Source organism: Bacteroides sp. AM23-12, from assembly GCF_003434395.1.
In the GTDB taxonomy this organism is placed as follows: domain Bacteria; phylum Bacteroidota; class Bacteroidia; order Bacteroidales; family Bacteroidaceae; genus Bacteroides; species Bacteroides thetaiotaomicron.
The window spans coordinates 112,212-136,186 of record NZ_QTLF01000007.1 but is presented as its reverse complement, the minus strand read 5'-3'; the positions used below and the strand labels follow the sequence as shown (position 1 = coordinate 136,186).

General features: G+C 43.3%; 22 protein-coding genes and 5 tRNA genes. 4 read left to right on the top strand and 23 right to left on the bottom strand.

Features of this window, described 5'->3' with window-relative positions:
- Positions 1–82: 82 nt before the first annotated feature.
- The 15 genes from rplL to rpsU form a co-directional block, all read right to left on the bottom strand.
- Positions 83–457, bottom strand: a complete 375-nt coding sequence (gene rplL, locus DW640_RS09505) for a 50S ribosomal protein L7/L12 (protein ID WP_002558082.1) — start codon at positions 455–457, stop codon at positions 83–85.
- 47 nt (positions 458–504) lie between these two features.
- Positions 505–1,023, bottom strand: coding sequence for a 50S ribosomal protein L10 (rplJ, locus tag DW640_RS09500; RefSeq protein ID WP_008762028.1), 519 nt, complete (start codon positions 1,021–1,023; stop codon positions 505–507).
- Positions 1,024–1,038: 15 nt separating this feature from the next.
- Positions 1,039–1,737 carry a 50S ribosomal protein L1 gene (gene rplA, locus DW640_RS09495; protein WP_004310894.1) on the bottom strand — a complete coding sequence of 233 codons (699 nt, stop codon included), beginning with the start codon at positions 1,735–1,737 and terminating at the stop codon, positions 1,039–1,041.
- Between the two features lie 15 nt (positions 1,738–1,752).
- Positions 1,753–2,196, bottom strand: a complete 444-nt coding sequence (rplK, locus tag DW640_RS09490) for a 50S ribosomal protein L11 (RefSeq protein WP_008762027.1) — start codon at positions 2,194–2,196, stop codon at positions 1,753–1,755.
- A gap of 61 nt (positions 2,197–2,257) precedes the next feature.
- Positions 2,258–2,800, bottom strand: coding sequence for a transcription termination/antitermination protein NusG (nusG, locus tag DW640_RS09485; protein ID WP_004296362.1), 543 nt, complete (start codon positions 2,798–2,800; stop codon positions 2,258–2,260).
- A gap of 17 nt (positions 2,801–2,817) precedes the next feature.
- Positions 2,818–3,009, bottom strand: coding sequence for a preprotein translocase subunit SecE (gene secE, locus DW640_RS09480; protein ID WP_004296363.1), 192 nt, complete (start codon positions 3,007–3,009; stop codon positions 2,818–2,820).
- Between the two features lie 14 nt (positions 3,010–3,023).
- Positions 3,024–3,096 (bottom strand) — tRNA-Trp (locus DW640_RS09475).
- 54 nt (positions 3,097–3,150) lie between these two features.
- On the bottom strand, positions 3,151–4,335 hold the full coding sequence (gene tuf, locus DW640_RS09470; RefSeq protein WP_008762026.1) for an elongation factor Tu: 1,185 nt from the start codon (positions 4,333–4,335) through the stop codon (positions 3,151–3,153).
- A 50-nt stretch (positions 4,336–4,385) separates the two neighbouring features.
- Positions 4,386–4,457 (bottom strand) — tRNA-Thr (locus DW640_RS09465).
- An 11-nt stretch (positions 4,458–4,468) separates the two neighbouring features.
- Positions 4,469–4,541: transfer RNA gene (locus DW640_RS09460), tRNA-Gly, on the bottom strand.
- A gap of 28 nt (positions 4,542–4,569) precedes the next feature.
- A tRNA-Tyr gene (locus tag DW640_RS09455) sits at positions 4,570–4,652 on the bottom strand.
- Positions 4,653–4,808: 156 nt separating this feature from the next.
- Positions 4,809–4,885, bottom strand: a tRNA-Thr gene (locus DW640_RS09450).
- A gap of 97 nt (positions 4,886–4,982) precedes the next feature.
- On the bottom strand, positions 4,983–5,282 hold the full coding sequence (gene hpf, locus DW640_RS09445; RefSeq protein WP_008762025.1) for a ribosome hibernation-promoting factor, HPF/YfiA family: 300 nt from the start codon (positions 5,280–5,282) through the stop codon (positions 4,983–4,985).
- 15 nt (positions 5,283–5,297) lie between these two features.
- Positions 5,298–6,179: a tyrosine recombinase XerC gene (gene xerC, locus DW640_RS09440; RefSeq protein ID WP_016268834.1), complete on the bottom strand. Its 882-nt coding sequence runs from the start codon at positions 6,177–6,179 to the stop codon at positions 5,298–5,300.
- A 73-nt stretch (positions 6,180–6,252) separates the two neighbouring features.
- On the bottom strand, positions 6,253–6,444 hold the full coding sequence (gene rpsU / locus DW640_RS09435; protein WP_002558090.1) for a 30S ribosomal protein S21: 192 nt from the start codon (positions 6,442–6,444) through the stop codon (positions 6,253–6,255).
- Between the two features lie 191 nt (positions 6,445–6,635).
- On the opposite strand from rpsU, the gene DW640_RS09425 reads away from it, so the two are divergent.
- On the top strand, positions 6,636–8,417 hold the full coding sequence (locus tag DW640_RS09425; protein WP_117577956.1) for an aminopeptidase P family protein: 1,782 nt from the start codon (positions 6,636–6,638) through the stop codon (positions 8,415–8,417).
- Positions 8,418–8,567: 150 nt separating this feature from the next.
- Positions 8,568–9,080: a gamma carbonic anhydrase family protein gene (locus DW640_RS09420; RefSeq protein WP_008762022.1), complete on the top strand. Its 513-nt coding sequence runs from the start codon at positions 8,568–8,570 to the stop codon at positions 9,078–9,080.
- Between the two features lie 171 nt (positions 9,081–9,251).
- On the opposite strand, the gene DW640_RS09415 is transcribed toward DW640_RS09420, so the two are convergent.
- Both DW640_RS09415 and gltX read right to left on the bottom strand, forming a co-directional pair.
- Positions 9,252–10,475, bottom strand: a complete 1,224-nt coding sequence (locus DW640_RS09415; protein WP_054958953.1) for a 3-deoxy-D-manno-octulosonic acid transferase — start codon at positions 10,473–10,475, stop codon at positions 9,252–9,254.
- 16 nt (positions 10,476–10,491) lie between these two features.
- Entirely contained in the window at positions 10,492–12,006 is a 1,515-nt protein-coding gene (gltX, locus tag DW640_RS09410) for a glutamate--tRNA ligase (RefSeq protein ID WP_016268837.1), read from the bottom strand.
- 94 nt (positions 12,007–12,100) lie between these two features.
- On the opposite strand from gltX, the gene DW640_RS09405 reads away from it, so the two are divergent.
- Complete coding sequence (locus tag DW640_RS09405; protein WP_008762019.1) at positions 12,101–14,173, top strand: HD family phosphohydrolase; 2,073 nt, start codon at positions 12,101–12,103, stop codon at positions 14,171–14,173.
- Here the strand turns inward: DW640_RS09405 and DW640_RS09400 are convergent.
- The 6 genes from DW640_RS09400 to DW640_RS09375 form a co-directional block, all read right to left on the bottom strand.
- The gene (locus DW640_RS09400) at positions 14,148–14,618 is read right to left on the bottom strand and encodes a low molecular weight protein-tyrosine-phosphatase (RefSeq protein ID WP_008762018.1); all 471 of its coding nucleotides are present in this window, start codon (positions 14,616–14,618) and stop codon (positions 14,148–14,150) included. The two genes, DW640_RS09405 and DW640_RS09400, sit on opposite strands and share 26 nt — an antisense overlap.
- Before the next feature lie 42 nt (positions 14,619–14,660).
- Positions 14,661–16,457 (bottom strand): DUF4091 domain-containing protein, encoded by a 1,797-nt coding sequence (locus tag DW640_RS09395; protein ID WP_008762017.1) that lies wholly within the window; start codon positions 16,455–16,457, stop codon positions 14,661–14,663.
- A 55-nt stretch (positions 16,458–16,512) separates the two neighbouring features.
- Entirely contained in the window at positions 16,513–18,969 is a 2,457-nt protein-coding gene (priA, locus tag DW640_RS09390) for a primosomal protein N' (RefSeq protein WP_054958730.1), read from the bottom strand.
- Positions 18,970–19,170: 201 nt separating this feature from the next.
- Positions 19,171–19,761, bottom strand: a complete 591-nt coding sequence (locus tag DW640_RS09385; RefSeq protein ID WP_048697198.1) for a porin family protein — start codon at positions 19,759–19,761, stop codon at positions 19,171–19,173.
- 58 nt (positions 19,762–19,819) lie between these two features.
- Positions 19,820–20,800 (bottom strand): SMI1/KNR4 family protein, encoded by a 981-nt coding sequence (locus DW640_RS09380; protein WP_072066472.1) that lies wholly within the window; start codon positions 20,798–20,800, stop codon positions 19,820–19,822.
- Positions 20,801–21,027: 227 nt separating this feature from the next.
- Positions 21,028–22,461, bottom strand: a complete 1,434-nt coding sequence (locus tag DW640_RS09375) for an aspartate ammonia-lyase (RefSeq protein ID WP_008762010.1) — start codon at positions 22,459–22,461, stop codon at positions 21,028–21,030.
- Between the two features lie 179 nt (positions 22,462–22,640).
- Between DW640_RS09375 and DW640_RS09370 the strand changes: the two genes are divergently transcribed.
- On the top strand, positions 22,641–23,951 hold the full coding sequence (locus tag DW640_RS09370; RefSeq protein ID WP_072066474.1) for an anaerobic C4-dicarboxylate transporter family protein: 1,311 nt from the start codon (positions 22,641–22,643) through the stop codon (positions 23,949–23,951).
- The last annotated feature ends 24 nt before the right edge of the window (positions 23,952–23,975 follow it).

The following is a 23,975-nucleotide window of genomic DNA, read 5'->3' as shown; positions in this document are numbered from 1 at the left end:
TAATTTGAAATATATACACAAAAAGGTTAAGAATCCTCTTGCGAAGGATTCCTAACCGAATTACCTGATTACCAGGCTAATGTTATTTAAGTTCAACTTCAGCTCCAGCTTCTTCCAATGTTTTCTTCAATGATTCTGCTTCGTCTTTAGCCAAACCTTCTTTTACTACACTAGGAGCACCGTCTACCATGTCCTTAGCTTCTTTCAAGCCAAGACCACAAGCTTCCTTAACGGCCTTAACAACCTGAAGTTTAGCTGCACCAGCGCTCTTCAATACTACGTCGAAAGAAGTTTTTTCTTCTACAGCAGCAGCACCAGCTGCAGGACCAGCAGCAACAGCAACAGCTGCAGCAGCAGGTTCAATACCGTATTCTTCTTTAAGGATAGTTGCAAGTTCATTAACTTCTTTTACTGTCAAGTTAACTAATTGTTCTGCAAAAGCTTTCAAATCTGCCATTTTTTGTATGATTTTAATTGTTTAAATACTTTGTTGTTTTTTGAAAATTATTCGGGTCTCTCACCAAGAGTTTTGAGAACTCCGTGAAGGGTGTTACCACCTGATTGAAGAGCAGAAATAACATTCTTGGCCGGAGATTGCAACAATGCAACGATATCGGCGATAACTTCGTTCTTACTCTTGATAGCAACGAGAGCATCCAATTGGTCTGCACCAACGTAGAAGCTTTCTTCTGCATATGCAGCTTTCAGTCCGGGAATTCCGTCTTTAGCTTTGTCTTTGATCAGTTTAGCAGGTACGTTTGCAGTATTGCAAAACATAACAGCAGTTGTACCTTTCAAAGAACCGTAAAGAGGAGAAAAGTCTTCTTCCAGGCTTTCAAGAGCTTTGTGAAGCAATGTATTCTTAACTACCATCAATTTGATGTCAGACTTGAAACAATCTCTTCTCAATGCACTTGTAGCAGTAGCGTTCATCGCTGTAACGTCTACCAAATAGAAGTGGCCATATTCCTTTACTGTAGCAGCAATTTGCTCTATAATCGAATTTTTATCTTCCTTTCTCATTATTTCTCTGTTTTATTAGATTTCATCCACTGATTTCGGGTCGATTTTGATACCCGCACTCATTGTACTAGAAAGATAAATACTCTTAATATATGTACCCTTTGCTGCGGTCGGTTTCAGTTTGTTCAGAGTAGAGATGAACTCTTTCGCGTTGTCGCGAATCTGATCAGGACTGAATGATACCTTACCGATAGAAGTATGAACAATACCGCTCTTATCAACTTTAAAGTCAATCTTACCTTGTTTTACTTCTTTTACAGCTTTAGCAACATCCATAGTTACAGTACCACTCTTCGGGTTAGGCATCAATCCACGAGGACCGAGTACACGACCGAGTGCACCAATTTTACCCATGATAGATGGCATAGTGATGATTACATCAATATCAGTCCATCCACCTTTGATCTTTTCAATATATTCGTCAAGACCAACATAGTCAGCACCAGCTTCTTTTGCAGCAGCTTCAGCATCCGGTGTACAGAGTACCAAAACACGTACTTCTTTACCAGTACCATGAGGAAGTGAAACAACACCTCTCACCATCTGGTTAGCTTTACGTGGGTCTACACCTAAACGTACGTCAATATCCAGTGAGGCATCAAATTTAGTGAAAGTAATTTCTTTTACTAAAGATGCAGCTTCTTTCAGTGAGTATGCTTTCCCTGCTTCAATTTTTTCTGCAGCTAACTTTTGATTTTTTGTCAGTTTACCCATTACAATTGAAGTTTATTAGTTATTAACCGGGAACTCCCCTTTTACAGCGATACCCATACTTCTAGCTGTACCAGCAACCATTCTCATGGCAGCATCCACAGTAAAACAGTTTAAGTCAACCATTTTGTCCTGAGCGATCGTACGAATCTGTTCCCAAGTAAGCTCGGCAACTTTCTTACGGTTAGGCTCAGCAGAACCACTCTTTACCTTAGCTACTTCAAGCAATTGAATAGCAACGGGAGGAGTCTTGATTACAAAATCGAAAGACTTATCTGCGTAGTAAGTAATGATAACAGGCAAAATCTTACCTGCCTTGTCTTGGGTTCTGGCATTGAATTGCTTGCAAAATTCCATGATATTAATACCCTTGGAACCCAAAGCAGGTCCAACTGGGGGTGATGGATTTGCAGCGCCTCCTTTAATCTGTAACTTGATTAGTCCAGCAACTTCTTTAGCCATTTTTTTATTGATTTATATATAAACATTAAACGAAGAACAACAACAGCGTAACAATTCCGCGTTATTCTTTTTCCACTTGCATAAAGCCTAATTCAAGCGGCGTTTTGCGCCCGAATATCTTCACCATGACCTTTAGTTTCTTCTTTTCACTATTCACTTCTTCAATGATACCACTGAATCCGCTGAAAGGACCAAAAGTAACTTTCACAGTCTCACCCACTACATACGGAATATTGAGTTCTTCACCCGTTTCCTGTAGTTCGTCTACTGTACCAAGTATACGATTCACTTCTGATTGTCTGAGAGGCACCGGTTTCTCGGAGCCGCCTAAAAAGCCTATCACATTCGGAGTATTGCGCAGATGATGAGCGACCTCACCAACCAAAGCAGCCTCCACCAAAACGTAACCAGGGAGATAACTTCTCTCTTTCACAATTTTTTTACCATTGCGAACCTGATACACTTTTTCAGTTGGAATCAATACCTGAGATACATATTCACCAAGGTCGCTGTTTTTAAGGTCAGCTTCAAGATATTCCTTTACCTTAGCTTCTTTTCCGCTAATAGCACGCAGAACGTACCATTTCTTTTCAATCTCAGCCATTTTCAATTCCTAATTTTTTAATGTGGATAAACAATTTTTTCCATGAAGTTCTGGAAACAGACATCCATACCCCATACTACCAATGCAATAAGCAGGGAAGCATATAAAACAACTACTGCACTGTTAGCAAGTTCGGAATACGTAGGCCACGATACTTTATGAACAAGTTCGTCGTAAGATTCTTTAATATAAGCTATTACCTTTTTCATTTCAATAATATTAGCACGGGAGGAGAGGCTCGAACTCCCGACACCCGGTTTTGGAGACCGGTGCTCTACCAACTGAGCTACTCCCGTTTGTACATAATCAGTTCCCGATAGTAAAACCGGGAACTGATTAATTATTGTGTATTAGTCGATAATTTCAGTAATCTGACCAGCACCTACTGTACGTCCACCTTCGCGGATAGCGAAACGAAGACCTGGGTTCAATGCTACTGGGTAGATCAACTCTACAGTGATAGTTACGTTATCACCCGGCATTACCATTTCTGTTCCTTCCGGCAAAGTGATTTCACCTGTACAGTCCATAGTACGCAAGTAGAACTGAGGACGGTATTTGTTGTGGAACGGAGTGTGACGACCACCTTCTTCTTTCTTCAGGATATAAACCTCAGCTTTGAAGCGAGAGTGCGGTTTAATCTGACCCGGTTTACAAAGAACCATACCACGTTTGATTTCGTTCTTGTCAACACCACGGAGCAACAAGCCTACGTTGTCACCAGCTTCACCCTGATCCAACAGTTTACGGAACATTTCAACACCAGTTACAACTGATTTCTTATCTTCACCTAAACCAAGGATTTCAACTTCATCACCTACGTGGATGATACCAGATTCGATACGACCTGTTGCTACAGTACCACGACCTGTGATAGAGAACACGTCTTCAACCGGCATCAAGAATGGTTTATCAACATCGCGCGGAGGAAGTGGAATCCAGTTATCAACTGCATCCATCAGTTCCATAACTTTGTCTTCCCATTTTTCAACACCGTTCAATGCGCCAAGAGCAGAACCCTGGATGATAGGAGTATTGTCACCATCGAAATCATAGAATGAAAGAAGTTCTCTCATTTCCATTTCAACGAGTTCCAACATTTCTTCGTCGTCTACCATATCGCACTTGTTCAAGAATACAACCAGACGAGGTACGTTTACCTGACGAGCCAACAGGATATGTTCGCGAGTCTGAGGCATCGGACCATCAGTTGCAGCACAAACGATGATAGCACCGTCCATCTGAGCAGCACCAGTTACCATGTTCTTTACGTAGTCGGCGTGTCCCGGACAGTCAACGTGTGCGTAGTGACGGTTAGCTGTTTCGTACTCAACGTGTGAAGTATTGATAGTAATACCTCTTTCTTTTTCTTCAGGAGCGTTGTCGATAGAATCGAAAGAACGCAATTCAGAAAGACCTTTTTTTGCCAACACAGTAGTGATAGCAGCTGTCAACGTTGTCTTACCGTGGTCTACGTGACCGATTGTACCAATGTTTACGTGCGGTTTGGTACGTTCAAATTTCTCTTTAGCCATAGCTTTACTTGTTATTTATTTGATTAATAATCAGCATTTACATCTTTATGAGCTGTTACCGGGACTTGAACCCGGGACCTCTTCCTTACCAAGGAAGTGCTCTACCGCTGAGCTATAACAGCAAGAAAAAAAGAGCGGAAGACGGGGCTCAAACCCGCGACCCTCAGCTTGGAAGGCTAATGCTCTATCAACTGAGCTACTTCCGCATTCTTGCCAAAGTTGTCACTCTGATTGTGGGCAAAGATGGATTCGAACCACCGAAGTCGAAAGACAGCAGATTTACAGTCTGCCCCATTTGGCCACTCTGGTATTTGCCCTTAATATTTCAAACAAAGAATTAAAATCAAATAGCGAACAATACTCTGAACATAGATGTTTTATTCTCAGTTCTTCTTCTAATTCTTCCCCGCCATGCGAACCGAATTGACTGCCGTCATCCCTTTCGCTAAAATCGGATGATTCTCATTCATCCTTGGAGCCTCTTGTCGGATTCGAACCAACGACCCCGAGATTACAAATCACGTGCTCTGGCCAACTGAGCTAAAGAGGCATTCTAGCTAAAAAATGCAACCGTCACGTTCTAACGCGAGCGAAACGGCTGCAAATTTAGTTATTTATTTCTTTCCCGCAAAATATTTGCGATTTTTTTATTTGCTACGCTGTTTTTCCTTGTATTTCACCAGTTGTTTTTCAAGTGCTTCCACATCCAAATCAACTGCTTCCTCGAATGTATCGCACACTTTACTTGCATAAAACTCACCATTAGGAATAAGAATCTTTATGCCTGCCTCTTTATTTTCAGCAGCTTCCGGCTTAACTACCTTTAATGACACCTCTACTTTCTTTATATCTTCGTAATATTTTTCCAACTTAGACACTTTCTTCTGAATAAATGCCTGCAATTGCTCTGACGCATCAAAGTGAATTGATTGAATTCTAATATCCATACTTACCTCCTTTTTTTAAGCTCTTGGATGAGCTTGTTTATACACTTTTTTAAGTTCTTCAAATGTGGCATGCGCATAAATCTCGGTAGTTGCAATACTCTCGTGACCCAAAAGTTCTTTTACCGCACCCAATTCTGCATCATTATTCAGCATTGTGGTAGCAAAAGTATGCCTCAGCACGTGAGGACTTCTTTTTTTCAACGTCGCCACCTTTGACAGGTTCCGTTTCACTAAATTATAGACTAGATTCTTATAAAGCCGTCCGCCATCCTCTTTAATAAAGAAAGCCTTCGACCTTTCCGGAATCGCTTCGTTTCTTACATTAATATATTCAAGCATCAACTCTTTCAGTTCATCACCGAACGGTATTAGCCGTTGCTTGTTTCTTTTCCCGGTTACTTTCAAAAGAGAAGCAGAAAAATCCACATCCTTATCATCCAGACCTATCAATTCCGATAGTCTCATGCCTGTAGCATAAAACATTTCAATAATCAACCGATCACGACAACCTTTAAATCCTTCGCCAAAATCCGTATCATCCAGCAACTTATCCATTTCGCTCTCTTTCAGAAAGACAGGTAACGGTTTCTTATTCTTAGGTCCTGTTATTTTTCGTAACGGATCTACGGTCACCTCTCCTTGCCTTAAAAGATACTTATAGAACGACCGGAGCGAACTTAGCTTTCGATTTACAGAAGTTGAAGTATATCCCCTGTCCATTAATGAAACAATCCATTCACGAATCAGTTCACCTTCCACTTCCAACGGATCAAACTTTCCGTACTCTTCCTGAGCAAACTCCTGTAGTTGCTTTATATCCTCGCCATACGCCAGAACGGTTTTTTCGGAATAATTCCGCTCATACCGGAGGTAATCAAGAAAAGATTTAATTAACATAATATCGCTACATCTAAAATCGTGCAACGAATGTATGAAAAGAATTCAATAATTCAAAGGAAATTACGAATTATTAATCTTCTACTTGCTGAAGTTGTTGTACATAAACTGCACGCTCTTTCTTAAGTCTTTTAGTTACAGACGGTTTATCAAATTGCTGTCTGCTTCTTAATTCTTTCACGATGCCAGTTTTCTCAAATTTTCTTTTAAACTTCTTCAGCGCTTTTTCAATGTTTTCGCCTTCTTTTACAGGTACTACAATCATTTTGTTATTATTAATATGTTATTGGTTAAAAATTTCCGCAGTCAAATTGCGCCGCAAAATTACACATACTTTCTTTATTCACAAAACTTTCGGCAAATATTTCTCAAAAACTATTCATAAACAAATCATTAACCGCGAAAAGTTAGTACCTTTGAGACTCATAAATATGTCTATAAATAACATAATAAGGTATGAAGCAGAGCATAAAAGAGCGTATACACGCACTACGGATGACATTCCGCCCTAACAATATCAAAGCGTTCATCATTCCCAGCACCGATCCTCACCTGAGTGAGTATGTAGCTCCTTATTGGATGTCCCGTGAATGGATTTCCGGTTTCACGGGTTCCGCCGGAACAGCCGTCATCTTAATGGATAAAGCCGGACTATGGACAGATTCCCGTTATTTCCTGCAAGCGGAAAAGGAACTGGAAGGCAGCGGCATTACATTATATAAAGAGATGCTGCCGGAAACTCCTAGTATCACAAAGTTCCTCTGTCAGAATCTAAAGCCGGGAGAATCTGTGAGTATTGATGGGAAAATGTTTTCCGTGCAACAGGTGGAACAAATGAAAGAAGATCTTGCCCCCTATCAGTTACAGGTCAATCTGTTTGGCGATCCTCTGAAAAACATTTGGAAGGACCGTCCATCCATGCCTGATGCTCCGGCTTTTATCTACGATGTTAAATATGCAGGAAAAAGTTGTGGAGAAAAAGTTGCCGCCATTCGTACCGAGCTGAAAGAGAAAGGCATCTTTGCTTTATTTTTATCCAGTCTGGACGAAATAGCATGGACTCTCAATCTGAGAGGAAGTGATGTGCATTGCAATCCGGTTATAGTAAGTTATCTATTGGTTACTCAAGATGAAGTAGTCTACTTCATTTCGCCGGAAAAAATTACCCAAGAGGTAAATGAATACTTGCAAGAGCAGCAAGTCAGCCTGAGAAAATATGACGAAGCTGAATCTTTCCTGAATTCTTTTGCAGGAGAAAACATACTTATCGACCCAAAGAAAACGAACTATGCGATTTATTCGGCTATCAATCCTGCATGCAAGGTCGTTCGTGGAGAATCTCCTGTGACATTACTGAAAGCCATTCGCAATGAGCAGGAGATTGCCGGCATCCATCACGCAATGCAGCGGGATGGCGTGGCGCTTGTCAAGTTTCTCAAATGGCTGGAAGCATCAGTGCTTTCGGGCAAAGAGACCGAACTGAGCGTAGACCGGAAGCTGCATGAGTTCAGAGCAGCCCAACCTTTGTATATGGGAGAAAGTTTTGACACAATCGCCGGATATAAAGAGCATGGAGCAATCGTACACTATTCCGCAACGGAGGAGAGTGATGTCACGCTTCAGTCTAAAGGTTTCTTGCTGTTAGATTCGGGAGCGCAGTATCTGGATGGAACAACTGACATCACCCGTACCATTGCATTAGGCGAACTGACGGAGGAAGAAAAAACAGACTATACCTTAATATTAAAAGGCCATATTGCATTGGCAATGGCTAAATTCCCAGCCGGAACACGCGGCGCCCAACTCGATGTATTGGCCCGTATGCCTATCTGGAGTCATGGCATGAACTTCCTTCATGGTACCGGACATGGCGTAGGACATTTTCTGAGCGTACACGAAGGTCCGCAAAGTATCCGTATGAACGAAAATCCCATTGTGCTGCAACCCGGTATGGTTACATCCAATGAACCTGGTGTTTATAAGGCAGGCAGCCACGGGATACGCACCGAGAATCTGACATTGGTCTGCAAAGATAAGGAAGGCATGTTCGGAGAATATTTCAAATTTGAGACGATCACCCTATGCCCGATTTGCAAAAAAGGCATCATCAAAGAAATGCTGACAGCAGAAGAAGTCAAGTGGTTCAATGACTACCATCAAACCGTTTACAAAAAACTTTCTCCAAGTCTGAACGAAGAAGAAAAGAAATGGCTGCTAGAAGCAACAAAAGCTATTTAAAACAGCTTTTGTCTGACACCCGGGTGTCAGGCTGCTTAACACCCGGGTGTCAGGCAGTCTGAGATCCGGGTGTCAGACATCACGAGACCCGGGTGTCGAACAATCCCCAATCATATTCAATAAAAAACATCATTAGAAACAATATAATTTATGGCTTTAATCAAATCAGTGCGGGGCTTTACCCCCGAAATTGGAGAGAACTGTTTTCTCGCAGATAATGCAACCATCATAGGAGATGTAAAAATAGGAAATGACTGTAGCATCTGGTTTTGTACAGTATTGCGCGGTGACGTTAATTCCATACGGATAGGTAATGGAGTCAATATTCAGGATGGAAGCGTGCTACATACTTTATACGAGAAGTCAACCATCGAAATTGGTGATCATGTTTCCGTAGGACATAATGTGACGATTCACGGAGCAACCGTCAAAGATTATGCACTTATCGGGATGGGATCTACTATACTGGATCATGCCGTAATAGGCGAAGGGGCCATCGTTGCCGCCGGTTCTTTGGTCTTGAGCAATACAGTGATCGAACCCGGAAGTATCTGGGGAGGGGTACCGGCTAAATTTATCAAGAAGGTAGACCCGGAACAGGCAAAGGAACTAAACCAAAAAATCGCTCACAATTACCTGATGTATTCCCAATGGTATAAATAAAGAAAAAATAGATTCATAAAAAGATCCCTTATTTTAGCTTCGTCCACAACAGGAGTTCTAAAATAAGGGGATCTATATTCTTTATATCAAACTTCAGTTCATTAATGAAGCCGCTCCATTTATCTATTTCAAATTATTTATTCTGAAGACTTGAAGCAACTTTATCCATCTCTAAAAGTTAATCATGTGCATAATCTTCTCCGTAGCTCCGGCATTACTGGTCACATAATAACCGGCATTCGCGCCGGTCTCACGCATGAAAGCGTCATCTGTCCGGAAACGGTCCAACAAGGTTTTCAACTCGTTATAGTCTTTAATAGAGTATGCGCCTTTAGCTTCGAGCAACCGGATTGCTTCCATAAACTTCTGATATTTCGGTCCGAAGATAACAGGAATGCCATATACAGCAGCTTCCAGTGTATTATGAATACCGACGCCAAAACCACCTCCGATATAAGCCACTTCTCCATAGCGGTAAATAGAAGATAACAGTCCGAAGCAATCGATAATCAAGCAATCAACTTTCAGTACATTCTTTTCGTCAGCACGAGTATAGCGTACATAAGGACGTTTCAGTTTACTGATAATCTCCACCAGATGATTTTCATCAATCACATGCGGAGCGATGATCAACTTCATTTCCGGATGGGTATTGAAGTACTCCAGGAATAAATCTTCATCCGGTCCCCAAGAACTGCCGGCTACAAACGTAAAGGCATTGTCTCCTTTAAACATTTTCACCAACGGAAGGTCTTTGGCCTCTTCCCGAATCTGCAACACACGGTCGAAACGGGTATCTCCCACCACTGTCACACGACTAATGCCAATCTTCGACAAATAGCGTTTGGAAGCCTCATTTTGCACAAACAAATGATCGAAATCCTTCAGCACATTGCGATAAGTCCCACCATACCATTTAAAGAATATCTGATCGCGACGGAAAATGGAAGAAACACTATACACCGGGATGCGACGCTTATGAAGCTCATCCAGGTAATTCTTCCAAAATTCGTACTTGATAAAGAATGCCATGCACGGGGTTGCAATATCCAGGAACTTCTTCACATTCCGCGGTTTATCAAACGGCAGATAGCAGACAATGTCCGCTCCCCGGTAATGCTTGCGCACTTCGTAACCGGACGGAGAGAAAAATGTGAGCAATATCTTATAATCGGGATATTTTTCCCTGATCATTTCTATTAATGGACGCCCTTGTTCAAACTCACCAAGCGAAGCAGCGTGAAACCAAATATACTGCTCCCCTTTCTCCACTTGCTGTCGTAGAAGTTCATACACCACCCAATGCCCTTTCATCATTTTTCGGGGCTTACGGCTGAACGGAGCAGCAAAATGAACCAAAAGGTCATAAACAACTATTGCCAGATTGTAAAGCATAATTTACAAATCCTAATTATTTAAGTACCTCTACGGCACGCTTCATACGAGCCAATGTCTCTTCCTTGCCCAATACCCAGGAAATATCGAACATATGCGGACCTTTACCTTCGCCCACCAGTGTCAGACGGAAGGCATTCATTATATTACCTGTATGGTAACCTTTTTCAGCAATCCAGTCCATCACTACCCTCTCCTGGCCTTCAATGCTGAAATCCTCGATGCCGGCAATTACTTCCGCCAACTCAGTCATACATTTTGCCGAGTCTTCTTTCCAGCGTTTCTTCACTGTCTTTTCGTCATATTCAGCAGGAGCCACAAAGAAGAAACTACATACATCCCACAGTTCCTTGATAAAACTTACACGGTCTTTCATCATGCCGACTACCGTAACGACCTTCTCGAAAGGAGCCTCTACCCCATGCTCTTTCAGCACAGGCAAAAACAGTTCGGCAATTTCTTCATTCGGTTTAAGCTGGATATACTGATGATTGAACCAAATACCTTTTTTATAATCGAACTTAGCTCCGGACTTGCTGCAACGATGAATGTCGAACAGTTTTATCATCTCGTCCATAGACATCACTTCCTGATCGTTGCCCGGATTCCATCCCAACAAAGCCAGGAAGTTAATCACCGCTTCGGGCAAATAACCCGATTCACGATATCCGGAAGACACTTCCCCCGATTCCGGACGCCATTCCAACGGGAATACAGGGAATCCCAAACGGTCACCGTCACGCTTACTTAGTTTACCGTTTCCTTCCGGCTTCAGCAGCAAAGGCAGGTGGGCAAATTCCGGCATCGTGTCTTCCCAGCCGAATGCACGGTACAACAGTACGTGCAGCGGTGCCGAAGGCAACCATTCTTCGCCACGGATTACGTGAGACACTTCCATCAAATGGTCATCCACAATGTTCGCGAGATGATAAGTAGGCAGTTCGTCAGCCGATTTATAGAGCACCTTGTCATCCAGAATAGATGAATTAATAACGACTTCGCCACGAATCAAGTCATTCACGTGAACATCCTCGTTCGGCTCAATCTTAAAGCGGACCACATATTGCTTTCCTTCAGCAATCAATGCATCCACTTCTTCTTTCGACATTGTCAGAGAATTGCGCATCATCCTGCGGGTAGATGCATCATATTGGAAGTTAGCAATTTCCGCACGCTTAGCATCCAGTTCCTCAGGAGTATCAAAAGCGATGTATGCCTTGTCATTATCCAACAAAATCTGCACGTATTTCTTATAGATTTCGCGACGTTCGGACTGACGGTACGGGCCGTGTTCTCCACCGAAGCTCACTCCTTCGTCAAAGTGGATACCCAACCACTTGAATGACTCAAGTATATACTCTTCCGCTCCCGGCACGAACCGGTTGGAGTCAGTATCTTCAATACGGAAAATGAGGTCTCCGCCGTGTTGACGCGCAAATAGATAATTATACAAAGCTGTACGCACACCACCGATGTGCAATGCTCCCGTAGGACTCGGAGCAAAACGAACTCTTACTTTTCTTTCTGCCATAATTTGGGTTAGTATAGGTAAATCGTGGCAAAATTAAACCTTTTTTTCCACACTATTGTTTTTTTTTGTACTTTTCGCAAAAATTTCAATGCGTATGGAACATATGAAGAAGAAAAAGAGGTTCTCAAGAAGAGATATATTATATAAATCATTGCTGTTTGTAGCGACAGTGACACTGATTGTCTATTTCCTGCCACGTGACGGAAAATTCAACTATCAGTTTGACATAAACAAGCCCTGGAAGTACGGGCAGTTGATAGCCACTTTTGACTTTCCGATCTATAAAGACGACGCAGTGGTGAACCGGGAACAGGATAGTCTGCTGGCTTCCTTCCAACCTTATTATCTGCTTGACAAACAAGTAGAGAAAGACGCAATCGCCAAGCTGAAAGAGAATTACCATACTCACCTGAAAGGTATACTTCCTTCCGTAGATTATCTGCGATACATCGAACGGACATTAAAAGAAATATACGGAGAGGGCATCGTTTCGACAGAAAACATACAAGAACTCCACAAGGACAGTACTTCGGCAATCATGATCATCGACGATAAACTCGCCAACTCCAAGCCTACCGATCATATATATACGGTCAAAAAAGCTTATGAGTACTTGCTATCCGCAGATACGACCCACTTCAACCGTGAGATTCTGAGACAATGTTCATTAAACGAATACATCACTCCCAATCTCACATTCGACCAACAACGGACACAGACCGCCAAAGAGGAAATGCTGAACAACTATTCCTGGGCCAACGGATTAGTCGTCAGCGGACAGAAAATTATAGACCGTGGAGAAATCATCAGCCCGGAAACGTACAATATTCTGGAATCATTACGCAAAGAGTCCATCAAGCGAAGTGAATCCATTGATCAGAGCCGCTTGATTCTTGGCGGGCAGATTTTGTTTGTCGGTATGCTGATGCTTTGCTTTATGCTCTATCTCGACCTGTTCCGAAAAGATTATTATGAGCGCAAAGGCAGCCTGTCGTTACTGTTTACACTGATTGTATTTTATAGTGTGGTAACAGCTTTCATGGTATCACATAATATATTTAATGTATATATGATTCCGTATGCGATGCTGCCCATCATCATACGGGTTTTCCTCGATTCACGAACTGCCTTCCTGACGCATGTCATTACGATATTAATCTGCTCTATATCCCTGCGTTTTCCGCATGAGTTCATTCTGACGCAGTTGGCTGCCGGATTAGTTGCCATTTTCAGTTTAAGGGAACTTTCGCAGAGGTCACAGCTCTTCCGCACGGCCTTATTGGTGATACTGACTTATGCGGCTATTTACTTCGCATTCGAGCTAATGACCGAGAATGGACTTGCCAATGACTTCTCTAAATTGAATGCACGGATGTATACCTATTTCTTTATTAATGGTATTCTGCTGCTGTTTACATATCCGTTGCTGTTTCTGCTGGAAAAGACGTTCGGCTTTACCTCTAATGTGACTTTGGTCGAACTTTCCAATATCAACAGTGATCTTCTCCGACAGATGTCCGAAACAGTGCCCGGAACTTTCCAGCACTCTATGCAGGTAGCCAATCTGGCGGCAGAAGCAGCGATCCGTATTGGAGCGAAAAGTCAATTAGTACGTACCGGAGCTTTATATCATGATATCGGCAAGATGGAGAATCCCGCTTTCTTTACGGAGAATCAGTCGGGAGGCGTCAATCCTCATAAGAATCTGAATTATGAGCAAAGTGCCCAGGTCGTGATCAGTCATGTGACAGACGGATTGAAACTGGCGGACAAGCATAATCTGCCGAAAGTTATCAAAGACTTTATCAGCACCCATCATGGACGGGGGAAAACGAAGTTCTTCTATATCTCATGGAAGAACGAGCACCCCGACGAGGAACCGAATGAAGAACTGTTCACCTATCCGGGTCCTAATCCTTTCTCAAAGGAGACAGCTATTCTAATGATGGCGGATGCTGTCGAAGCGGCGTCACGCAGTCTGCCGGAATATACGGAAGAAACTATCAGCAACTTGGTCGACAAGATCATTGACTCCCAAGTTGCTGAAGGTTATTTCAAAGAGTGCCCTATCACTTTCAAGGACATTGCGACCATCAAGACGGTATTCAAAGAAAAGCTGAAAATCGCTTATCACACACGGATCAGTTATCCTGAGTTAAAGAAGTAAGCAGACCGGCACAAGCGTCTTCGAGTACATCCAGCACATATTCAAATCCTTCGGCCCCTCCATAGTAGGGGTCGGGGACATGGTCGGCGAGAATGCGGGTACAGTACTCCGTCATGCGATGAATCTTTTTCCACTCTTCCGTAGAAGGAGCTTTTTCTTTCAGATCATCTATGTTACGGTCGTCCATGCCAATAATCAGATCAAAATTATAAAAGTCCTCTGTCCGCACCGGACGGGAGCGATGAACCAGTTGATAACCACGACGGGCAGCGTGTGCACGCATCCGGCTATCCGGCAACTCGCCTTGATGATAAGACAGGATTCCGGCGGAATCAATCACAAATTCTTCTTCCAGTCCGGCTTCTTTGATCAGGTGAAGCATTACTCCTTCCGCCGTAGAGCTACGGCAGATATTTCCGAGGCAGACAAATAATATTTTTTTCATAATTTACGTTTAATAATTGACAGGCTTCATTCGTTTCTATTATCAAAACGAATTAAGTATCTGATTGGCCCGGTTCACGGTAACGGCTGCCGGTATTTCCGGCATATTACCCAAATTAAACGGCGCCAGCATTTTCTCTATCTTCTTTAATCCGGCTTTATTTCCCTTCTTCTCAAATTCCTGACGAAGAATCGTTATTTTCTCATGTGCCTGAATACCTTCGATCAAACGTTCGAAACGGATACAGCTACGGGCTCCCGGATACACGAGATAAGTATCTCCTGCCGCCCACGTGCGGAAACGTGAATCGAGCAACGGCTCCAAAGGCCAGCTATTGTATGCCCAACGCAGATAGCCGTCCAGATGCTTCTTCGAAGAATAGAAACTCACCCATGCAGCCTCAGCAGGGTCGGAAAAAGTGAATGTATTGGGATGTGCTTCCGTACAACAAGTATAATAGGTGGTACGTTTATTCTCGGCCGCACGGCGGAGACGCACTTCTTCCGGGAAGTTCTGTCCGATAACAATGCAATAATCGTACAAGTCCGGCTCTATCTCAGCATGATAATTACCGGCCAGTGAAACTTTAAACTCCGGATCTGCCTTACGGATTACTTTCAACGTTTTCTGCATTACATCCATCGGACGCTCATCCATCGCAATCGCACAAATATCAAACCATCCTTTTTCTCTCAGATGCTTGGAAAAAGAAGTAAGCATCGCAACCCACATTTCTTCATAAGCAGGTTCTCCCGGTGCTGTCTTTACAAACTTCAATGAATTTGTTGCCTGATCAAAATACTGGAAAGATAATTCCCAGGGAACCATAGAGTAACAGTTAATCTGCTGATCGATACCGACACTCATCATAAACTCTACCCACCGATCGAAAACCGTATAGTCGAAAGCCCAAGTGCCGTCGGCACGTTTCATCCATGTAACCATCGTCTCGAAATAATCTTCAGTCTGACCGTTCCAGGGTTTATGTGTCAAAGTGGCTGTGATAATCTTTTGACCGGCATCTGCCAGCATTTTCATCAGCGGGCGCATAGCGTCCAGATGCTCCTGGCTCCACAAGGGAACCTGATAATAACGGGCTACGGCAAACGGGCTCTGCCACAAATCCAGATGATAAGCCCATTCGGACGGTGCAGGAAGTTCACGGGAAGAAACGAGGATTTCGAGATTAAGCTGCTGCAACAGACGGGAACCGTCTTTTACCAGCAAAGCACCCTTGTAGGTTCCGGGAGTAGCCGATTGAGGAATCCAACATTGCACCCAGATAGGCTGAACGGTACGTGCCGGAACAGACATTGATTTCAAGTTCGTATCAATCGGGTCGGCTACCAACAACGAATCGTAATCCACTGCTTGACGGTGACCGCACGCGCCTCTGCCATCTTTATTCAGTTCATCGGTCATTACATAACGGATGAAACCGGCTTTAAACGCCTCATCCGAAAGACTATTTCCTTTTTTATCTTTAAAATCGGTAAAGCTGAAGTTCAGATCTTTCACCTCAGTGCCGGTCCAGACAACAGCCTGCGCGTTTACACGTTCGCCACGCCAGCCTTTTAAAGTGGTAAGCTGCTGCTTTTTCAGCTGGGGAAGCCGATGCTTCGCATAGCGGGTGTCAATTGTTCCCCAGGAAATCTGAGGGATGGTAACTGCTGCCCAGTCTTTATCAGAGGGGGAAGAAGGATCGGGCAGTTCCTGATAAGTTTCAATTGGAAATTTCGGTTGCCCCGTAGGGGTTCCACACTGCGTCACTCCTTGCTGGGCAAAAAGAGGACTCACACCAATAAGACATGTTAAGCAATAAATCGTAAGTCGTTTCATGGTTAGTTAATTTATAAAGGTTATTATAAGGAAAATATTAGGTCTGTATCAAGTGCTACATCGGATCTACATCATAATAGACAATCAAGGATTTATAGCGCTCATCTTCCAGCATCTCTTTCTGGATACGTTGTAGCAATTCCCGCGCACGTCCCATCGGGGCATTCTGTTCGATCTTCAACACTATCTTTTTGATGAATAATGTCTGGATACGGGCAACGGGAGGTTTGTCCGGTCCCAATACCCGGTTTCCGAACACGGTTCTTAGTTTATCTGCCATGACCGCAGCCATCTGGTCCAGCAAAGCTTCATTATGGTTTTTCAGATATACATACACCAACCGATAGTAAGGGGGATAATGAAACATTTGCCGTTCGGCGAGCTGACCGTCTACCATTTCTTCATAGTTATTACCGATAACCTGATGGATAATGGGGTGATCAATGCTTTTCGTTTGCAATACCACCCGCCCGCGTTTATTTTTACGTCCGGCTCGTCCCGCTACTTGTGCCATCAGTTGGAAAGCACGTTCGTAAGAACGGAAATCCGGATAATTAAGCATGGTGTCCGCATTTAAGATACCCACTATACTTACGTGATCAAAGTCCAGACCTTTCGAAACCATTTGCGTACCGATAAGTATATCCGTCTTTCCCTGTTCAAAGTCGGCAATAATCTTCTCGTAGGCAGCTCGGGTACGGGTAGTGTCCAAATCCATTCGGGCAACAGCCGCTTCCGGAAAAAGGACTTTGATATCATCTTCAATCTTTTCCGTACCAAAACCGCGATTGACCAGTTCTGTTCCTTCACAGGCAGGACAGGACTTCGGCAGTTGATAGGTATAGCCGCAATAATGGCAGGTCAGTTGGTTGATGCCTTTATGATAAGTCAGACTCACATCGCAGTTCTTACATTTCGGCACCCAGCCGCAAGTACGGCATTCTATCATCGGTGCAAATCCGCGACGGTTCTGGAAAAGAATGACTTGTTCTTTCTGTTCCAGTGCTTCTTTCATATATTGTATCAGCAACGGCGAGAACTGTCCGACCATCCGCCTCTTGCGATGCAGCTCTTTGATATCCACCGGAATAATCTCCGGCAGCTGAATTTCTTTATAACGTTCTTTCAGTTGTACAAATCCATATTTTCCATTCCTTGCGTTCTGCCATGTTTCTATGGAGGGGGTAGCAGTACCGAGAAGCGTTTTTGCTCCATACATGGCAGCCAGTACGATAGCCGCATTCCGTGCATGATAGCGGGGAGCAGGGTCTTGTTGCTTATAGGTGTTCTCATGCTCTTCGTCTACAATCACCAGCCCCAGATCACGGAAAGGAAGAAATACGGAAGAACGGACTCCAAGGATGATATCAAATCCTTTTTCTCCCAGTTGCTTCCGCCATATCTCTACCCGTTCGGCATCCGGAAACTTGGAATGATAAATCCCCAAACGAGAACCGAATACCCGTTGCAGGCGTTCTGTGATTTGAGTAGTCAATGCTATTTCAGGCAAGAGATACAATACTTGTTTCCCCTGACGAATCGTTTCTTCTATCAGATGAATGTATACTTCCGTCTTTCCACTGGATGTGACTCCATGAAGCAGGCAGACATTTTTCTCCTGAAAGGATTGCACGATCTCATCGTGCGCCCGCTGCTGAAACTCGTTCAAGGCATTTAACTTTACGACCTCCTTCACCTCCTGATTCAGCCGGCCGACTTCATGAAAGTAAATCTCAAATATCTTTTTCTCCACCAAGCCATTCAGAATAGAAGGAGACACCCCTGCACGTTGCAATAGTTCCTTTTTCGAAACTTCTTTCGGCGTTTCTCTTCCAAGGATTCCCGAACACTCGACATATTTCATCAACAACGCCAACTGCTTCGGAGCACGGGACAGGATATCAAATAAGATATGAAGCCGCTTTTCATCAGCAGAACCGGCTAATCGTACTCTCGCCTCTGTTTTCGGCTTGTAAGTACGGCGCAATTCCTCTTTCACAAAGATGGCCTCTCTATCCAGCAGAGATTTGATGACTGTGAGGATATTTTTCATGCCACTCTCCTTCTCCAGTTTCGTGACACATTGCTGAGAATCTACTGAAAGCAAATCAAGAATACGCTGCTCTCTTTCCGACAACGGTGCATCTGCCTCAAAATCGGGATTATATTCTACAATCGTTTCACTCTCCAACTTCAAACCGGAAGGAAGTGCCGCTTTATAAACGTCTCCTTGTGTACAGAGATAGTAATCTGCCAGCCACTCCCAAAACTTAAATTGAGTGGACAATAAAATAGGAGAAGCATCCAGCAATGCAGATATATCCTTCACCTCATACTCCGTCGGAGCACAATAATGAACATTACGAACGATAGCTGTATAAAACTTCTTCCGTCCGAAAGGAACTATCACACGGCATCCGATTTCAACTTCTTCCGCACATTCATCCGGCAGGGAATAGGTAAAGTACTTCGGAAGCGGTAATGGTAATATGACATCTACATACTTTTTCATTGCAAGCACAAAAGTACAATAAAAAAATGGGGATTTAAAAGAGGGAAGGGAACACTGATAAGAAAAATAGTCTGTACACCGGAATTTAATAAAATAGATTCAAGTTTACAGACCAGTATCTTAAACAAAATACCTTAGAATAAAAAAAGAGCCTCCTCTATCGGAAGCTCTTTCTTTTTATGATAAAAAGTAACGGATAGCTTAGAATATATAAGCAACGGATACTTGCCAAGTCTTGGTTTTGTATGAGCCTTCAATGTCTTCAAAGCTGGCAGTCTTGCCCAACGGAATATTATAATTAGCTCCTACTTGCAGATGATTCAGCAACTTCACACCTGCGCCGACATTGATACCGACTTCAGCTTTCTTTTTATCGGTTCTTACTCCGTCTATTGTCTTATTACCGGCAAAATCAAAGTAAAAATCAGGACCGGCAGCCACATAAAGACCTACCAGACTTCCCAGGCCGATGTTATATTTCAAATTGACCGGAATATCCAAGCCATTCTGCTTGACAGTAGCTTCTTCACCTCCATCAGAGATTTTTATACCTCTTTGAGCAAAAAGCAAAGACGCATCGACTCCTAATCCCACAACCGGGATATTGAATTCCGCCATCGGACCGATAAAGAAACCTGTAAAATTATCCTTTTTAAAGTTTTCTTTCACATCAGAAAAGCTTGCTTTAGACAAGTTTAAACCACCCTTTACACCAAAATGTAATTGTGCCTGGGCAGGCATCGCCATACCGATACATACGGCAATCATTAAAGCACCAAAAATCTTTTTCATAAATCTACGTGTTTATAATTCGGGACAAAGATATATATTTATAATAAATAAACACAAATTATTGCTCTTTGTTCGAAATCAACTCCCGATTTGCCAGCAAGGCCTCCTTAGTCCCCGCTGCCATCGAAAGAATACCGTCATTACACGTAACCATACCGCTCTCCTTGCGTCGCGTCAGCCAATCAGTTACAAAATCCGAAGCATATCCTCCTGTACTGAACTCACCGTCCAGCGCTATTATCTTTTTATAGGCAGACAGGTAATCTTCTTCCGTCGTATCGGGATAAGCGTTGGTGTAAAGCCAAAGCTGGATGTCGTAAAGCAGATAAGAACGTTCGTCGGCATGAAGCGCAAAGAATCCCTTATCAATTACTATTTCTTCCGATATCTTCCGAATCCACCGTTCCGTATCCACGGGATGATCACACTTTGCGCACAAATCGGACAAGAGCGGTGAGAAAGCTGCGTTCCGAACTTTTTCCAGCTCCATTCTTTCATCTTCTTCCGATGTATCAAAGACATCTTCGTTAACAAGTCCCCGAATAAATTTTTCAAAGTTATCGGCAAGGAAAGTAACATAATAATCATCTTCCTGATCGACATGAACGACTTTCGGTTCGCCCTGCGGACCACACTCCCGATAATCAAGGAAAATCATATCATGTCCCGCAGAAGGACAGTCGCAGATGGCCACTCCGATGTCCGGATACCCCCATTCTTCAATCATGAAACGGCTGCCGAGCTGTCCGCAAAGAGAATATATCTTATCCTTATCAACTCCCATAATGCCGGTGATAGCCACATGATCGTCCGCCCAACTGGTAGGCTCGTCGCAAGGAAAACAAACATTGAAAGGTATTCCACCGTTATGCTGCTTCATCAGCCAAATATAAGATTCGGGGAGTTTGTATCCCAGTTCACGTTCTGTTTCTTCTATCATCTCTTCTGTTGGAGGCGCGCCAATATATTCATTCATAGCATATTCATCATCATCCCAGAAGTCTGTAAAGTCAAAATTCTCAAAAGGTCTGTTTTTCATAATCGCTGTTTTTAATTTGTATTCTTTTAGTTTTGCTTTGTATGTACACTACTTTTTACGAATATACTAAAAAACAGACATTATCAATTTATTTCCTTTATTTATTTCGTTTTTTTTACGAGTAGATGAAAAAGAATCCAAGATTAAATATATAAAATACACTAATGATACAAAACACAGAGACCAGCCTATATTAACAGGCTGGCCTCTCTTTTTACCCCTATGAATCAATGATTCGGATGAATATCCAGTTTCACCGGTTTAATCATATTTTCCGGTTTCAAGATCGTATCCAGGTCTTCTTTGGAAAGAATGTTATGTTCCAGCACCAGCTCATACACTCCTTTACCCGTTTCCAGAGCCTCCTTCGCTATCTTTGTAGAATGTTTATAGCCAATTACGGGATTCAGTGCGGTCACTACTCCGATACTGTTGTGTACATCCCGACGGCATTTTTCTTCATTGGCTGTGATGCCATCAATACATAAGGTACGCAATGTATCAAAACCGTTCATCAACAAATCCGCAGATTCAAAACAGCATTGTGCCATGACAGGTTCCATCGCATTCAGTTCCATCTGTGCAGCCTCTCCACTCATAGCTACACAAAGGTCGTTTCCTATCACTTTATAAGAAACCTGATTCATGACTTCGGGAATAACAGGGTTCACCTTTCCCGGCATAATGGAAGACCCCGGCTGCATGGCAGGCAGATTGATTTCTCCCAGTCCGCAACGAGGACCGGAAGCCAATAGCCTCAGATCATTACAGATCTTGTTCATCTTGACAGCTACACGCCGCATGGCCGAAGAATATCCTACCATGCAGGAAGTATCCGAAGTAGCGCCTATCAGGTCATCTGCCAGTTTGATATCCAGTCCGGTAATCTTGCGCAGGGCAGCAATGCACTTTTCCGCATATTCCGGTTCGGCGGTAATTCCGGTTCCGATGGCTGTCGCCCCCATGTTGACCGTCAGAAAATCCTGTGCGGCAAAATCGAGATTCTTCAGTTCGTGTTCCAGAATGCTGGCGAATCCATTAAAAGTTTGTCCAAGTGTCATTGGTACGGCATCTTCCAGTTGGGTACGTCCCATCTTAATAATGTGTGCAAACTCCGCTCCTTTCTTTCGGAAAGCCTCGATCAGTGTTGCAAAGTGTTTCACCAATTTAAGATGGGTATAATACAGACCAATGTGAATGGCTGTAGGATACGCGTCATTGGTAGATTGCGAACGATTGACGTGATCGTTGGGCGAGCAGTATTGGTACTCTCCGCGTGCGTGTCCCATCAGTTCCAGTGCACGGTTGGCAATCACTTCATTGGCATTCATGTTGGTAGTGGTTCCGGCCCCTCCCTGAATCATATCTACAGGGAACTGGTCATGATGTTTTCCTTCCAGTATTTCTTTACAAGCCTTCAGTATGGCATCCGTCTGTTCCTCAGTCAGTAAATCCAGTTCACGGTTGGCAACGGCAGCTCCCATTTTAGTGATGGCCAATGCCTGAATAAACAGGGGATACTCATTCAAATGAAACTTGCTGATGCGAAAGTTTTCAATACCACGGAGTGTCTGTACTCCATACAATGCACTTTCCGGCACTTCACGACTACCTATCAAGTCGCTCTCTGTACGAGTTTTTTTTGATAATTTCTGTTCCATATCGGTTGTTTTATAACAATAACACATTCGTTAGTTGATATAATAACCAGTCAGAGATGTTATTGTTTTAATAAATATGCAAAAACTATTCAATAACTTTTTTGTTGTTTATCTTAGAAACAGAGAAAAAACGAAGATAAATCCTTTATCTTTGTTAGGAACTTATAAAACAACAACCAATGATATTACAATTAGCATTTGTTCTGACAGCCATTATTATTGGCGCACGTTTGGGAGGCATCGGACTCGGTGTCATGGGAGGAGTAGGATTGGGAATACTCACGTTTGTTTTTGGTTTACAACCCACCGCACCACCTATCGACGTTATGTTGATGATTGCCGCCGTTATTTCCGCTGCCTCCTGTATGCAAGCAGCCGGCGGACTGGACTATATGGTGAAACTGGCAGAACATTTGCTACGCAAAAATCCTTCGCACGTCACGTTGCTCAGCCCATTGGTGACTTATCTGTTCACCTTTATTGCCGGAACCGGGCATGTAGCTTATTCCGTATTGCCCGTGATTGCTGAGGTAGCTACCGAAACAAAGATTCGTCCGGAACGTCCGCTGGGTATTGCTGTGATTGCTTCGCAACAGGCTATTACAGCCAGTCCCATCTCTGCTGCAACGGTAGCTTTGCTCGGGTTACTGGCAGGTTTCGACATTACATTATTCGATATTCTTAAAATTACGATTCCCGCCACTATCATCGGAGTATTGGTCGGCGCTTTATTCTCCATGAAAGTCGGCAAGGAACTGATAGAGGATCCCGAATATCAGAAACGCTTGAAAGAAGGTCTTTTCAATGACAAGAAGATAGAGATTAAAGATGTCAAGAACAAACGTTCCGCCATGCTTTCCGTACTCATCTTTATATTGGCAACTGCTTTTATCGTCCTTTTCGGATCTTTTGAAGGTATGCGTCCCAGTTTCCTGATCGATGGAGAAATCGTCACGCTCGGTATATCCTCCATTATCGAGATCGTAATGTTGTCGGCAGCCGCTATCATCCTTATAGTAACCAAGACGGATGGAATCAAAGCAACGCAGGGTTCTGTATTCCCTGCCGGGATGCAGGCTGTTATCGCCATCTTCGGTATTGCGTGGATGGGTGATACTTTCCTTCAGGGCAATATGGCACAGCTCACTCTTTCCATCGAAGGAATCGTGCGGCAGATGCCATGGCTGTTCGGTATTGCGCTGTTCGTCATGTCTATCCTGTTGTATAGCCAGGCAGCCACGGTGCGGGCATTGATGCCGCTGGGCATCGCGTTAGGTATTTCTCCGTATATGCTGATTGCCTTATTCCCCGCAGTGAACGGATATTTCTTTATCCCGAATTACCCGACTGTCGTAGCCGCCATTAATTTTGACCGCACCGGGACAACAAAAATCGGTAAATATGTGTTGAATCATTCGTTTATGATGCCCGGACTGGTATCTACCGTAGTCGCTATTGTTTTAGGACTGCTCTTTATTCAAATATTCTAATATATTATTAACCTAAACTCATTT

What these genes read in the sequence shown, in the direction of transcription:
- rplL (WP_002558082.1), bottom strand. Translation starts at nt 457, where the DNA reads ATGGCAGATTTGAAAGCTTTTGCAGAACAATTAGTTAACTTGACAGTA.
- rplJ (WP_008762028.1), bottom strand. Translation starts at nt 1,023, where the DNA reads ATGAGAAAGGAAGATAAAAATTCGATTATAGAGCAAATTGCTGCTACA.
- rplA (WP_004310894.1), bottom strand. Translation starts at nt 1,737, where the DNA reads ATGGGTAAACTGACAAAAAATCAAAAGTTAGCTGCAGAAAAAATTGAA.
- rplK (WP_008762027.1), bottom strand. Translation starts at nt 2,196, where the DNA reads ATGGCTAAAGAAGTTGCTGGACTAATCAAGTTACAGATTAAAGGAGGC.
- nusG (WP_004296362.1), bottom strand. Translation starts at nt 2,800, where the DNA reads ATGGCTGAGATTGAAAAGAAATGGTACGTTCTGCGTGCTATTAGCGGA.
- secE (WP_004296363.1), bottom strand. Translation starts at nt 3,009, where the DNA reads ATGAAAAAGGTAATAGCTTATATTAAAGAATCTTACGACGAACTTGTT.
- tuf (WP_008762026.1), bottom strand. Translation starts at nt 4,335, where the DNA reads ATGGCTAAAGAGAAATTTGAACGTACCAAACCGCACGTAAACATTGGT.
- hpf (WP_008762025.1), bottom strand. Translation starts at nt 5,282, where the DNA reads ATGGATATTAGAATTCAATCAATTCACTTTGATGCGTCAGAGCAATTG.
- xerC (WP_016268834.1), bottom strand. Translation starts at nt 6,179, where the DNA reads ATGTTAATTAAATCTTTTCTTGATTACCTCCGGTATGAGCGGAATTAT.
- rpsU (WP_002558090.1), bottom strand. Translation starts at nt 6,444, where the DNA reads ATGATTGTAGTACCTGTAAAAGAAGGCGAAAACATTGAAAAAGCGCTG.
- DW640_RS09425 (WP_117577956.1), top strand. Translation starts at nt 6,636, where the DNA reads ATGAAGCAGAGCATAAAAGAGCGTATACACGCACTACGGATGACATTC.
- DW640_RS09420 (WP_008762022.1), top strand. Translation starts at nt 8,568, where the DNA reads ATGGCTTTAATCAAATCAGTGCGGGGCTTTACCCCCGAAATTGGAGAG.
- DW640_RS09415 (WP_054958953.1), bottom strand. Translation starts at nt 10,475, where the DNA reads ATGCTTTACAATCTGGCAATAGTTGTTTATGACCTTTTGGTTCATTTT.
- gltX (WP_016268837.1), bottom strand. Translation starts at nt 12,006, where the DNA reads ATGGCAGAAAGAAAAGTAAGAGTTCGTTTTGCTCCGAGTCCTACGGGA.
- DW640_RS09405 (WP_008762019.1), top strand. Translation starts at nt 12,101, where the DNA reads ATGGAACATATGAAGAAGAAAAAGAGGTTCTCAAGAAGAGATATATTA.
- DW640_RS09400 (WP_008762018.1), bottom strand. Translation starts at nt 14,618, where the DNA reads ATGAAAAAAATATTATTTGTCTGCCTCGGAAATATCTGCCGTAGCTCT.
- DW640_RS09395 (WP_008762017.1), bottom strand. Translation starts at nt 16,457, where the DNA reads ATGAAACGACTTACGATTTATTGCTTAACATGTCTTATTGGTGTGAGT.
- priA (WP_054958730.1), bottom strand. Translation starts at nt 18,969, where the DNA reads ATGAAAAAGTATGTAGATGTCATATTACCATTACCGCTTCCGAAGTAC.
- DW640_RS09385 (WP_048697198.1), bottom strand. Translation starts at nt 19,761, where the DNA reads ATGAAAAAGATTTTTGGTGCTTTAATGATTGCCGTATGTATCGGTATG.
- DW640_RS09380 (WP_072066472.1), bottom strand. Translation starts at nt 20,800, where the DNA reads ATGAAAAACAGACCTTTTGAGAATTTTGACTTTACAGACTTCTGGGAT.
- DW640_RS09375 (WP_008762010.1), bottom strand. Translation starts at nt 22,461, where the DNA reads ATGGAACAGAAATTATCAAAAAAAACTCGTACAGAGAGCGACTTGATA.
- DW640_RS09370 (WP_072066474.1), top strand. Translation starts at nt 22,641, where the DNA reads ATGATATTACAATTAGCATTTGTTCTGACAGCCATTATTATTGGCGCA.